The organism is Sandaracinaceae bacterium, assembly GCA_020633055.1.
In the GTDB taxonomy this organism is placed as follows: Bacteria; Myxococcota_A; Polyangia; order Polyangiales; family Houyiibacteriaceae; genus JADJJE01.
Genome location: JACKEJ010000007.1, coordinates 102,371 through 115,554, shown reverse-complemented (window position 1 = coordinate 115,554; position 13,184 = coordinate 102,371). Strand labels below are relative to the sequence as shown.

General features: G+C 70.3%; 9 protein-coding genes. 5 read left to right on the top strand and 4 right to left on the bottom strand.

Annotated elements, in window-relative coordinates; all coding sequences use genetic code 11:
- Nucleotides 1-166: 166 nt before the first annotated feature.
- Nucleotides 167-1,942 (bottom strand): 30S ribosomal protein S1, encoded by a 1,776-nt coding sequence (locus H6726_14010; GenBank protein MCB9658761.1) that lies wholly within the window; start codon nt 1,940-1,942, stop codon nt 167-169.
- 253 nt (nt 1,943-2,195) lie between these two features.
- Between H6726_14010 and H6726_14005 the strand changes: the two genes are divergently transcribed.
- The 5 genes from H6726_14005 to H6726_13985 all read left to right on the top strand — a co-directional run bounded on the left by H6726_14005 (nt 2,196) and on the right by H6726_13985 (nt 9,991).
- A complete protein-coding gene (locus H6726_14005; GenBank protein MCB9658760.1) occupies nt 2,196-3,053 on the top strand; it encodes an NmrA family NAD(P)-binding protein in 858 nt (285 codons plus the stop codon).
- Between the two features lie 52 nt (nt 3,054-3,105).
- Entirely contained in the window at nt 3,106-3,633 is a 528-nt protein-coding gene (locus tag H6726_14000) for a gamma-glutamylcyclotransferase (protein MCB9658759.1), read from the top strand.
- A 157-nt stretch (nt 3,634-3,790) separates the two neighbouring features.
- The gene (locus tag H6726_13995; GenBank protein ID MCB9658758.1) at nt 3,791-7,294 is read left to right on the top strand and encodes a hypothetical protein; all 3,504 of its coding nucleotides are present in this window, start codon (nt 3,791-3,793) and stop codon (nt 7,292-7,294) included.
- On the top strand, nt 7,294-8,910 hold the full coding sequence (locus tag H6726_13990; GenBank protein MCB9658757.1) for an outer membrane protein transport protein: 1,617 nt from the start codon (nt 7,294-7,296) through the stop codon (nt 8,908-8,910). The genes H6726_13995 and H6726_13990 overlap by 1 nt, the downstream gene beginning before the upstream one ends.
- Before the next feature lie 22 nt (nt 8,911-8,932).
- Nucleotides 8,933-9,991 carry a 23S rRNA (adenine(2503)-C(2))-methyltransferase RlmN gene (locus H6726_13985; protein MCB9658756.1) on the top strand — a complete coding sequence of 353 codons (1,059 nt, stop codon included), beginning with the start codon at nt 8,933-8,935 and terminating at the stop codon, nt 9,989-9,991.
- 14 nt (nt 9,992-10,005) lie between these two features.
- On the opposite strand, the gene H6726_13980 is transcribed toward H6726_13985, so the two are convergent.
- Genes H6726_13980 through H6726_13970 form a run of 3 tightly spaced genes read right to left on the bottom strand, consistent with a single transcriptional unit; the run spans nt 10,006 to nt 13,177 of the window.
- Complete coding sequence (locus tag H6726_13980; GenBank protein ID MCB9658755.1) at nt 10,006-10,689, bottom strand: (d)CMP kinase; 684 nt, start codon at nt 10,687-10,689, stop codon at nt 10,006-10,008.
- Nucleotides 10,690-10,697: 8 nt separating this feature from the next.
- On the bottom strand, nt 10,698-12,050 hold the full coding sequence (gene aroA, locus H6726_13975) for a 3-phosphoshikimate 1-carboxyvinyltransferase (protein ID MCB9658754.1): 1,353 nt from the start codon (nt 12,048-12,050) through the stop codon (nt 10,698-10,700).
- Nucleotides 12,047-13,177, bottom strand: coding sequence for a histidinol-phosphate transaminase (locus H6726_13970; GenBank protein ID MCB9658753.1), 1,131 nt, complete (start codon nt 13,175-13,177; stop codon nt 12,047-12,049). The genes aroA and H6726_13970 overlap by 4 nt, the downstream gene beginning before the upstream one ends.
- Nucleotides 13,178-13,184 lie beyond the last annotated feature (7 nt).

Here is a 13,184-nt window from a genome sequence, read left to right as displayed (position 1 = left end):
CTCGGGCGGCCGGCTGGGTCGGCCTACGACGAGGGGCGTCGGCTGAGCCGCCTCGCGGCGCCGACTGCCTCTACGGAGCGTCTGCACGCTCCAACGGAAACGGGCCGACCCCAGAGAGGCCGGCCCGTGCCGTTGGGTTCAGCGCGTCGTCCGCGCTACCCCGCGATCAGGCGTCGTCGTCGTCGGACGAGGGCGCCACGCTGAGGTCGCCCAGCTTGCCCTTGAGCAGGTCACCCAGGGTGGCCGCGCTCGGGCGCGAGCTCTGCTGGGGCGCGCGCGGGCGAGCCTTCTGAGCCTCGGGGTCGTACTTCATCTCGCTGCGGACCTCGGAGCCCTCGGCGCTCTTGAGCGAGAGGGTGATGCGGCGGTCCTCGTCGTCCAGGCGAATGACCTGGGCCTTGACGATGTCGCCGGCGTTGAGGACCGAGCCCGGGTCCACCGACAGGTCGTGGTGGATCTCGGCGCGCGGGATGCTGCCCTCGACGTTCTGCTCGAGCTCGACGTGGGCGCCGTACTCGTTGGTGCTGACGACGCGGACCTCCACGACGGTGCCCTCGGGGTAGCGGTCGGGGATGAACATCCACGGGTCTTCGTAGAGCTGCTTGATGCCGAGGCTGACCTTCTTCTCCTCGTCGTTGACCGAGAGGATGATGGCCTGCACCTCGTCACCCTTGCGGTACAGCTCCGCCGGGTTGTTGATGCGCTGCGTCCAGCTGAGGTCGGACTTGTGCACCATGCCGTCCACGCCGTCCTCGATGCCGATGAAGACACCGTAGTCCGTGATGGAGCGCACCTTGCCCAGGATGACGTCGCCGGGGTTGTACTTGTCGGTGAAGACCGTCCAGGGATCGGGCTCGAGCTGCTTGAGGCCGAGGCTGATGCGCTTGTTCTGCGCGTCGATGTCGAGGACGATGCACTCGACCTCCTGACCCATGTCGAGCACCTTGCTGGGGTGCTTGGGCTTGGTCCAGGTCATCTCGCTGACGTGGATGAGGCCCTCGACGCCCTGCTGCAGCTCCACGAAGGCGCCGTAGTCCGTGATGGACACGACCTTGCCGGAGACCTTCTTGCCGGGGGCGTACATGTCCGCCGCCTGGTTCCACGGGTCTTCCATGGTCTGCTTGAGGCCCAGCGACACGCGCTCGGTCTCGGCGTTGTACTTGAGGACGCGCACGGTGACCTCGTCGCCCACGTCGAACATCTCCGACGGGTGGTTGACGCGACCCCAGCTCATGTCCGTGATGTGGAGCAGGCCGTCGATGCCGCCCAGGTCCACGAACGCACCGTACTCGGTGATGTTCTTGATGGTACCCGTGACGATCTGGTCCTCCTGGAGGTTCTCCAGGGTCATGGCCTTCAAGCGGTCGCGCTCCTTCTCGAGCAGGACGCGACGCGACAGCACGATGTTGCCGCGCTTCTTGTTGAACTTGATGACCTTGAAGTCGAAGGTCTGGCCGAGCAGCTTGTCCAGGTTGCGCACGGGGCGCAGGTCCACCTGGGAGCCAGGGAGGAAGGCCTTCACGCCGCCCGGGATGGTGACCGAGAGGCCGCCCTTCACGCGCTGGGTGATGGTGCCCTCGATCAGCTCGTCGCGCTCGCACGCGGCGCTGATCTCGTCCCACACCTTGAGCTTGTCCGCCTTCTCCTTGGAGAGCATGACGAGCCCGTGCTCGTTCTCCTTGCTCTCGACGAGGACGTCGACCTTGTCACCGGGGGCGACGCTGAGCTCACCGTTGGCGTCGTAGAACTCGCTGATGGAGATGACGCCTTCGGACTTGTAGCCGATGTCGACGACGACGGTGTCCTTGCCGACCTTGAGGACCGAACCGGAGACGATGTCGCCTTCGTTGATCTGGTCGGACTGCGTCGCGGAGGCTTCGAAGAGCGCCGCGAAGGATTCGGCGGCGGGGTTGGCCTGGGTGGCCTGAGTTGTGTCGTTCATGTAGTGGTTTGCGTGCCTTGGGGGTGACCCGAAGCGGTCCCGGCCCGAAGCCCGGTTGGGGTACTGGGAATATCCGTTTGGTCGACCACGTTGCGCTTCCGTCCGCGCGGCTCTCCCGGGGGGAGAGTTGGTGGGGCCGCAAGCAGCCGACCAATTGGAGCGAGGTCCTCACGGAGACCCGTGGGGGGCGTACGGATAGCAGCGGCCATCACGCGTGTCAATGCACCCCCTCGCGTCTGCTATCGTGCGCGCCATGAGAGCAGTCCTTGTCACGGGGGCCACGGGCACGGTGGGTGGTGAGGTGCTGCGCGCGCTGGCCACTCAGAGAGAGCTGGCCCCCATCGCAGCCCTCCGGCCCGGCTCACGCAGCCGCGTCGGCGTCGAAGCACGCCCCTTCGACCTCACGGACGAGGCCAGCATGCGGGCGGCGTTCGTGGGTGTCGCCGCGTTCTTCTTCATGACGCCGCTCATCGAGGAGCAGGTCTCGCTGAGTCGGCGCGCCCTCGACATCGCCCTCGCCGCGGGTGTTCAGCAGGTGGTGCGCCTGTCGTCGCGCTCGGCCACCTGGGACCTCGAGTCGGAGCTGCGCGCCTGGCACCGCGAGATCGACGCCGACGTCGCCGCGCGCGCGCCCCGCTACACGGTGCTGCGGCCATGCTCGTTCATGCAGAACTTCCTGACCCATCAGGCCGAGGGCATCCGTGCCCACGGGCGCATTGCGCTGCCCATCGGAGACGCGCGGCTGCCGTACATCGACGCACGCGACATCGCGGACGTGGCGGTAGCCGCCCTCCTCGACCCCGACGCACACCACGGGAAGACCTACACCCTGACTGGGGGCGAGGCCATCGACATGCACCGCGTGGCCCAGGCGCTCGGCGACGCGCGCGGGGCGCCCGTGCGCTACATCGCGGTGAACCCGGAGAAGGCCGCCGCAGGCATGCGCGCCTCCGACATGCCCTCCTGGCTGGTGGACTCGGCCCTGCGGGTCCATGAGCGCACCCGCGCAGGGCTCGAGGCGGAGGTGAGCGACGACGTCGCGCGCGTGCTCGGGCGGGCTCCCCGAACCATCGAGAACTACGCACGCGACCACCAGGCGCAGCTGCGCTGACTCACCGGGCCACGAACCCAGCCACGTGGTCGAAGGACGCCCCGGGCGCTACATCGTCCCGGTGTCTCCTCTCTGGGTGTTCGGCTACGGCTCGCTCGTCTTCCGACCGGCCTTCGCGTTTTCGCAGCGCGAACCCGGCTGGCTGCCCGGCTACGCCCGGCGCTTCTGGCAGGGCAGCACGGACCATCGCGGGGTTCCCGGGGCGCCTGGCCGCGTGGTCACGCTCGTGTCCGCACCAAGCGAGCGCTGCTGGGGGATGGCCTACGAGGTCCCCGACGCGGCGCGCGACGCGGTGCTCGCCCAGCTCGACCACCGCGAGCAAGGCGGCTACGAGCGACACCGCTTGCCTGTCGCCCTGACCCGCGGCGACACGGTGGACGCGCTCGTCTACGTCGCCACGCCCGCGAACGCCGAGTACTTGGGTCCCGCGCCGCTGGACGAGATCGCGACGCAGGTGCGCCGCTCACACGGACCGAGTGGACCCAACGTGGAGTACGTCCTGCGCCTGGCGGAGGCGCTGGCCGAGCATGGTGTGCGCGACGAGCACGTCGAAGCCCTGGCCCTACGCCTGCGCGGTTGAAGGGCACGACCCTGCGGCGGGAGGGCTCGCGGCAAAAAGCAAGAAAGAGGTGAATCCGGTTGACGGACGGCCAATAGTTCTCTTATAGAATCTCGTTCGGCACACATTTCGGCGCATGTCGGGTCGTGCCTAGGAACGTAGACAAAGGTCGTTCGTCATGACACGTGTAGGAAAGCGGTTGTTCGCGTGCGCCGGGGTCTGTGCCCTGCTGGCCTGCGCGCCCACCATGGACACGGAGCGCCAAGGGGTCGTGCGCGGGACGCTCGCGGAGGAGGTCTACCGCGTGGCCTGCCAGCGCATCGCCCGGGAGGCCTACCCGACGGATGTGAGCGGGAGCGAGAGCCGCGCGTTGTGCCGTGGTGAGGCGCCGAGCGAGAGCGCGGCACCAGGGCGCCTACAGGCGCTGGCCGAGCAGCGACCCGAGACGGTGGAGGCGCTGGACCGGGTGCTCCCGGCGACCGTCGAGCAAGACCTCCAGGCCTTGCTCGTGGCGATCCTCCCCCTCTACGACGCGCCCGCCGAGCAGCTCCCCCAGGCGACGGGCGCCATCGGCGCGCTCCTCGGGCGCATGGAGGCCGATGCCCAGGTGGTCGATGCCCTCGGCCGCATGTCGGCGCGCTCGGGCATGCGCAGCACGTCACTCCAGCTCGGGGTGCTGGCACCGGTCCTGCGCTACCCGGACCTCCCCGCGCTCACCCGGACTGGCCTCGGCGCGCTGGCCGAGGGTGGCTCCGCGCGAGACGCTTTTCTGCGCATCGAGGCCTCGCTCGCGCTGGAGCTCGCCACCCTGACGGCCGATGACCCCGACGCCGAAGGCACGCTGGACGTGTCGCGCGCCCTGCTCGCCGCGACCCATCCGTCCTTCCAGGGCGGCGTCAGCGGCTCCTACGTCGTGCGCGACGAGCGTGGGCTGCCAGTCCCACGGGCGCTGAACGTCAATGGCTTCGTGGACCAGGACGGGGACGGCTTGGCAGACGTAAACGCGGACGACCGCTTCGTCGGCGCGGACGGCGAGGAGCTGTTCCTGCCGACGCCCTACCCGACGGCGCTCGACGCCCCGTTCGACACGGCGCTGCGTGACGCGCGCGGGCTCGCGGCGGGTGAGGGGCAGCTGCCGCTGTTCCAGGCACGTCAAGCCGACGGCACGCTGCTCGCGGCGGTCCTGCGCGAGGCACGCCCATGGGTGAGTGGCGAGACCCCCGTCGCCGAGGACGCCGTGCTCGCCCTGCTGGCTCAGCTGGGTCCCCCCGCGAACACCACGCGCGACTACGGGGCGCTCGCACATCCCTACACCGGACACGACACGGACAGCGGCGCACTGTTCGACGTGCTGCACGCCGCATCGGCCCTCTTGGACGAAGAAGAGACGCGCGACGCGCTGCTCGTCCTGCAACAGCTGCTCGGCCAGCACGAGGACGAGCTCGCCGCGCTGATCGACGCCGGGCTCTTCGGTGACCAGGTCGCAGACGGAATGCCCGACGTCGCGCTGCGTGAGGACAACGAGCTGTGGGACGACGTGCTGTCGGTCACCGAGCGCATGGCGCGCCGCAGCGGCATGCTGGAAGCGCTGCTCCGCGCGCTGAGCGACCCCCGCTCGGAGCGCCTGGGCCAGATGCTCGCCGAGATGGCGCGCCACCGCGACCGCCAGACCCTCGCGGCCGCGAACGGGGGCCGCGACACCCCGCTGCTGCGCGGCCAGGAGTGGACCAACGAGGTCGTGCGCAGCAGCCCCGACGACGGCACCAACCAGAGCCTGCTGCAACAGACGCTGAGCGTCATGCACGAGCTGGACGGCGCAGAGTTCTGCAACAAGCAGGACGCCCACATGATCATCCGGGTGGGGGGCCTGCGCATCGACCTGATGGACAACGTCCTGTTGCGCGCCGTGGGGCTCGAGCTGGAGCCGTTCGACCGCTGCGAGCTGCTCCGCCTCGACAACACCACGGAGGCCTACGTGCTCTCGATCCAGGGACGCCTCGACCTCGAGCCGCAGATCAGCGCCGCCCTGCCCGGCTACCTGACCACGCTCACCAACATCGCGGGGGCACTGGGCATCAGCGCGCTGACCTTGGACGGCATCCTGGAGGACAACAGCGAGATCCCAGGACTGACCACCCGGCCCACCCCCGAGGCCATGAACCGGCTGGTGTACGCGGAGTGGAACGAGTTCCTGAGCGAGATGCTGGAGCGCCCGACCACGCGCGACGGCGTGGACGTGGCCACGCGCCACTCGGGCAACATCCTTTTGGCGTGGGAGCGCAGCTTCCGCTTCTGCGGCGACCAGCTGTTGGAGGCCGCGCAGACGTGCCCCACAGCCCCTACGAACATCACGTTCTACGAGGCCTTCACCCCGCTGCTGAGCGTCTTCACGGACTTCGACCCGGCGCAGACACGGACGGGCGACTACCTGTTCGGCGCGCTCGCGGCGGCGCTGCACCAGCACTACCCGACGGCCGCGAACGGCATGTATCAAGAATCAAACCCGAGCGGCACCGGGTACGCCCACGCTGACGGGGCGGTGCGCTATGAACCCATTTTGATACGACTCCTCGGAGGGTGCAGCTGGGACCGCAGCGGGGCGGGGAGGACATGCCGTGAGGATGCTGCGGGTCAGCTGGTGCCCCGCCTGGGCCGCCTCCTCCGTGTGGCGGACACGCTCACGCTGCGCGCGGGGGTGGACGGCATCGACGCCTTGGCGGACGCCGCAGACATGGCGGTGGACAGCCAGCAACACCCCTCCCTGCGCAACCGCGCCGGGAGTCGCACCACCATGACGAACGGGGGCACGCGCACGGTGAACTACTCGCCTGTGTATCTCCTCTTGGATGCCCTCGCGAACGTCGATGCCACGTGGAAAGCGGACGAGCCTGCCCACGAGCGCTGGTTGCGTGCGCGTTCGACGCTGGTCGACCAGCTGCTGCTCATCACCTCCGACGGCCCGAACTTCGGGCTCACGAACCGTCGCACCCATGGCGTGCTCGTCGTGCTGGTCGACTTCCTGCTGGGTCGCATCGACACGCACCTGGCCGAAGGCGACCTGCGTGATTGGGCCGAGGGCCTTAGCGGGCGCGCCGAGACGACGCTCGACGGGCCGCTCGCGGTGGCGCTGCTGGGGTTGTTCGACGCGCTGGCCTCGGACACGGCGGCTCGCGACGCCGTGCTGGGCCTGCTGCAGCACCTCCTCAGTGAGGACGCCGCGGTGGCGGGCGGCTACGCGACGACGCTGGTGGCGCTGTCAGACCTCTTGCAAGTGCTCGACGACGACGACCACCTCCGCCCCCTCGGCCGGGTGCTGGCGACGGCGCTCGCGCCCAACGTGCTCGAGGCGCTCGAGACCGGGGCCGCCGTAGAGGTCACCGGGAGCGTGTCCGACCAGACGGTGACCCTGCTCCGGGACGTCGCCCAGCTGGACACCGACGACACGCTGAGCGAGCTGCTGGGCCGCACCGTCGCGGCGCGCGGCCCCACCGACGAGAGCACGCCGCTCGACACCCTGCTGGAGGTGATCGCGGAGGTGAACCGGGCCGCCCCCCACACGCGGACGACGTTCCGCGCCGGCGACCATGCCGTCCTCCTGCACGAGGTGGGCGACTTCCTGCTCGACCCCGAACGCGGGCTCGAGCGGCTCTATCGCGTCGTGCAGTCCCGGGAGGGCGAGTGATGACCACAACGAACCGTCCACGCGTGCTCCTGGTCAGCACGCTCGCCCTGACCACCCTGCTCGGGGGCGTGTCCTCTGCCCGCGCGGGTGGCTTCTACTTCAGCGACCGGGGCACGCGGCCCGCAGGTCGAGGCTTCGCCTTCGTCGCTGGCGCCGACGACCCACAGGCGCTCCATTACAACCCGGCCGGCCTGGCCTACTCCGGCCAGCAGCTCATGCTGGACGTGAGCTTCACGTGGTTCCGTGGCCAGTACACGCGGGTGGACGCCGGCGGAAACACGCTCCCCACCATCGACCTCGACACCCTGCCCCTGCCCATCCCGGGCATCGCCTACAGCCACCCCCTGCGCGACGACCTGACCTTGGGCGTGGGCCTCTTGGTGCCGAACGCGCTGCTGGGCGACTACCCGGATGGCGTGACGGCCAACGGACGTCGCTGCGACCCGTCCACCGACCAGGACTGCGAGCCCGCCCCCCAGCGCTACTCGCTCTACAGCCTCGCGGGCACGGCGCTGGTGCAGCTGGACGCGGCCCTGGCCTACAGGCCGCATCCCCGCATCTCCATTGGCGCGGGTCTCGGGGTCCTGCTGGGCAACTTCAACGCCGAGGTCGCGCTGAGCGCCTGCGACAACGCCATCTGCGCGCAATCCGAGAACCCGGACTTCGACGCGCGCGCCGCGATGTCGCTGGAGCGCTTCTGGGACCTGGCCCCGCACGTGGGCATCATCGCCGACTTCGACAAGCTGCGGCTGGGGGCCTCCGTGCGCTTCTACCCGCGTGGCATCCAAGGCACGGCTCGTCTGCGCGTGCGCCTCCCCGCGGACCCGTTCTTCGAAGGAGCCGAGGTGCAGGGGGACCGTGCCGAGGTGGACATCCCGCTGCCCGTGATCGTCCGCGCGGGCGCCGAAGTCCGCTTGTTCGACGCGCTCCGGCTCGAGGCCGCGTTCGTCTGGGAGCGCTGGTCACGCCAGCGGCAGATCGCGATTCGCCCGACCGACGTGACCCTCACGAACGTGACGGCCATCGGCGACTACGCGGTGGGCGCCCTGAACATCCGGCGCGACATGAACGACACGCTCTCGCTGCGCATCGGCGGCGAGCTCAGCGTGCTGGAGGGTCGCATGGACCTGCGCGCAGGCCTCAGCTTCGAGAGCTCGGGCTTTGGCGACCGGACGCTCACCGTGATGACCATCGACACCCGCAAGGTGGTGCTGGGGCTCGGGGGCAGCGTGCAAGTGACCGACGGCTTCTACCTGGATGCGGCCTACGCGCACATCTTCATGCAGAACCGCAACGTCACGAACAGCGAGGTGCAGCAGCCCAACGGCATCCGTCCGCCCATCAGCGGCGCCGACGCCGTGTACATCGGCAACGGACGCTATCGTTGGTCGGCGGACATGTTCGCCGTGGGGCTGCGCTATCAGTTCGACGCGGGGGACGAACCGGTCGCGGCGTCCACGCCAGAGTCCGCAAGCGCACCCAGCGCCGCCGACGCCACCGACGCGGACGCAACCGACGCGGACGGCACGGACGCGGACGCGGACGCCACCGACGCGGCGGCCACCAACGCGGAGGCCGCCCCAAACGCGCACGACGCCGCGATTGTCGCTCGGTGAGTTTCAGGTCAGCCTCCGTGGGGTGACACCCCTGGAGCCGGCCAGCATCTACGACGCGGACGCCATCGAGCGCGTCCGCCGGGAGGCGCGCCTGCATCCTCAGCACGTGCGACAGCTGCGCAACGCGTACTTCAAGGCGTTCCGCGGCGACGACGAGGTGCTCGCCGCGTTCCCCGCGGCCGAGCGCATCAGCCTCGATCCCCTCTCGCTGCATCAGCGCTTGGACTCGACCGTGGACGGTGCCAGCAAGCTGCTGTTCCGCACGGGCAGCGGCCTCTTGACGGAGGCCGTCGTCCTGCGACCGACCACGGGGCGTTCGTCGTTGTGCGTCTCCAGCCAGGTGGGTTGTGCTGCCGCGTGCCGCTTCTGTGCGACGGGCAGCATGGGTGTCGCGCGCGGCCTGAGCGTGGCCGAGATCCTCGGGCAGGTGGTCGTCGCGGGCAGGCTGTTGGCGGCCGAGGGGCGCCGCCTACGGAACGTCGTGTTCATGGGCATGGGGGAGCCCTTTCACAACGAAGAGGCCGTGACCGAGGCGGTGGCCATGCTGGTCGATCCTCGGTGCTTCAACCTCTCGCCACAGAAGGTGATGGTCTCGAGCGTCGGGGTCGTCGACGGCATGCTGCGCTTCGCCGAGCGCTTCCCGCGGGTGGGGATCGCGCTCAGCCTGCACAGCGCGCGACAGGCGTCGCGTGCGCAGATCATCCCGCTCGCGGGGCGCTACCCGCTGCCCGAGCTGCGGCGCGCGGTGCGGGCGTTGAACGAGCTCCAGGCGCGCCCCGTGATGCTGGAGTACCTGATGTTGGCGGGCCTCACCGACACCGACGACGACCTCCGAGCGTTGCTGGACTTCACCGCGGGGCTCGACGTGCACGTCAACGTGATCCCCTACAACCCCATCGCGTCCGCGCCCGACCTCGTCGGGAGCGACCCTGCGACCTGCCAGCGCTTCGCCGCGCGTCTGAAGGCGCAGGGCAGGACCACGACGGTCAGGCGCAGCTTGGGCCGGGACATCGAGGCCGCCTGTGGTCAGCTGGTGAAGACCCACACCCTCGCCGAACGACGCGGCCAGTCCGGCAGCTGAGGCCCAGAGGCCCCTCAGGCGCCCGCGTCGCGCGCGAGCGCCGCGATCTGGGCGATGACCTCGTCCATGCCCAGAAACGTGCTGTCCAGGTGGACCGCATCCTCGGCGGGGCGCAGCGGCGCCACCTCGCGGCCGCTGTCCTGCGCGTCGCGGGCCTCGATCTGCGCCAGGATCTCGGCTTCGTCCGCAGCCGTTCCCCGGGCCGCCAGGTCGAGCACCCGGCGCTTGGCGCGCTCGGTCGCGGCCGCCGTCAGGAACACCTTCACCTCGGCGTCCGGAAACACGACCGTGCCGATGTCGCGCCCCTCGAGGACGACCCCGCCCTCCGCGCCGAGACGACGCTGGAGCCCCAGCAGCGCAGCGCGCACCGGGGGATGCGTGGCGACCTTGCTGGCGCCCGCTGCGATGTCGGTCGTGCGGATCTCGTCGGCGCGGTCCTGCCCGGCGATGCACAGCCGGGGCTCGCCATCGGGCGCGAGCCGAAACGTGAGGTCGAGCCCCGTGGCCAGCGCCCCGAGCGCCTCCCCGTCCGTCCACGGTACCCCGGCGTCGCGCGCGGCGAGCGCCACGCCCCGGTAGAGGGCGCCCGTGTCGACGAGCACGAAGCCGAGCTCGGCGGCCAGCTTGCGCGCCGTCGTGCTCTTGCCCACGCCGGCCGGTCCGTCGATGGCGACCACCGGCCGGGAGCGCGACGCCATGGCCCCGCTCACGAGACGACCTCCACCTCGATGTGCGCCCCCAGCGAGCGCAACAGCTCGGGGAAGCCCGGGAAGCTGGTCTCGACGCACTCCACGTCGTCCACGATGGTCTCCCCCTCGGCGACCATACCGAGCAGCGCCGCGCTCATCGCGATGCGGTGGTCACCCTGGCTCTCCACCCGAGCCGCATGGAGCGGCCCGCCGCCGTCGATGACCATGCCGTCGGGCAGCTCCTCGCACGGGCAGCCGAAGTCGCGTAGGGCCTTGGCCATCACCGCGATGCGGTCGCTCTCCTTCACCCGGAGCTCCTCGGCGTCGCGGATCTCGGTGCGCCCCTTGACCGTGGCCGCGAGGGCCGCGAGCGCGGGCACCTCGTCAATCATGCGCACCAGCAGCTCTCCGCCCACGGCCGTGCCGCGCGCGCTGCCGAAGCTGGCCGTGAGGTTGGCGACGGGCTCGCCCCCCGCGCCGTCCCCTTGCGCTTCGATGGCGGGCGCGACGCCCATGAAGCGCAGCGCGTCGAAGAAGCCGGTGCGTGTGGGGTTCACGCCGACGCCCGTGGTGCACACCTGGCTGCCCGGCACCATCAGCGCCGCGGCCAGCATGAACGTCGCGCTGGACGGGTCGCCAGGGACCTCCCAGGTGAACGGGTCCCAGCCGCCCGACCAGCCCTCGTCCTGGGGGTCGAGGCGGCACATGGGCCCTGCCGTCTCGAGCGGCACACCGAGGGCCATCATCATGCGCTCGGTGTGGTCTCGCGAGAGGACGGGCTCGCGGATGGTCGTGGGGCCGTTGGCGTAGAGACCGGCCAGCAGCATGCAGCTCTTCACCTGGGCGCTGGCGATGGGCATGTCGTACTCGATGCCCGAGATGAACTCGCCCTCGACCAGCGGCGCGATGGAGATGGGCGGATAGAGCGCGTCCGGCTTCTTGCCGGAGCTGCCGGCGATGTGGGCGCCACGAGCGCGCAAGGGCTCGATCACCCGGCCCATGGGCCGGCGGGTGAGCGAGTGGTCGCCCACCATGCGCGAGCCGAAGCGCTGCGCCGCGAGCAGGCCCGCGAGGAGCCGCATGCTGGTGCCCGAATTGCCACAGTCGAGCACGGTCTTGGGCATCTGCAGCCCGCGCAGACCGACGCCACGGACGCGCGCCGAACGGTCGCCGAGGTCGATGGACACGCCCATGGCGCGGAAGCAGTTGGCGGTCGCGACGTTGTCGAGCCCCCCCGACAGGCCCGTGATGGAGCACTCTCCGCGCGACAGCGCGCCGAAGATGATGGCGCGGTGGCCGATGGACTTGTCGCCAGGGATGGCGACGGACCCACGGAGGGGACCGCTCTTCTGGACTCTGTAGCGCTTCATGGGGTGCTCTCGGGGGCGGTACGCGTGGCCGTGGTGTGACGCGCCGCGAACGCGGCGAAGGCCGCGAGCATGGTGTCGTTCTCGGCGGGAGCGCCGAGGCTCACGCGTAGGTGGTGGGTCAGTGGTGGTCCGAAGGCGCGCAAGATGACCCCCCGTCGCAGGAACCACTCGTAAGCCTCGGCAGAGGGAGCGTCGACCGACACGAGCACGAAGTTGGCCTCGCTGGGAGCCACGGCGAAGCCGAGCTGTGCGAGGTGGCTCGTGACGCGGGCGCGCTCGCGCGCGTTGAGGGCGACGGCGCGAGCGAGGTGCTCGGCGTCCGACAAGGCAGCGATGGCGGCTGCCTGCGCGAGCGTGTTCACGTTGAAGGGCGCGCGCAGCCGCTCGATCCAGTCGATCATGTCGGGCGCAGCGATGGCGTAGCCCACGCGCAGCCCCGCGAGGCCGTAGGCCTTCGAGAACGTGCGCAGCACGATGGTGCGAGGATGCAGCGCGCGCAGCGTGACCCCGCTGACGTAGTCGGTGGCGGTGGCGAACTCGGCGTAGGCCTCGTCGAGCACCGGCACCACCTCGCGCGGGAGCTCGCTCAGCAGACGACGCAGCGCCGCCTCCCCGACATACGCGCCGGTGGGATTGTTGGGGTTGGACAAGAACAGGATGCGGGTGCGCGGGGTGACCGCCGCCAACATCGCGTCCACGTCCCAGCTCACGCCGTCGACCAAGGGCACGTCGGTGAACGGGACGCCCCCGGCCACGCACGCGATGCGGTAGCAGAGGAAGGAAGGATCCCCGAAGACCACGTGGTCCTCTGCGCTTGCGAACACGCGCCCTACCAGGTCGATCAGCTCGTTGCTCCCGTTGCCGAACGCTAGCTCGCGCGGCGCAAGACCCCAGTGGGCCGCGAGCGCTGCGCGCAGGTCGTGTGCGCGTGGATCGGGGTATCGGTGGATGTCCGCCATCAGCTGCTCGAGCATCTCCGCGACGCGCGGAGAGGCCCCGATGGCGCTCTCGTTGCTGGCGAGCTTCACCAGCTCTTGGATGCCGTACTCGCGCCGGATCTGCTCGATGGGGGACCCGGGGACATAAGGCGCGAGCTGCTGGATGGTCTTGGGGACGAGGTTTTCCATGGGAGGA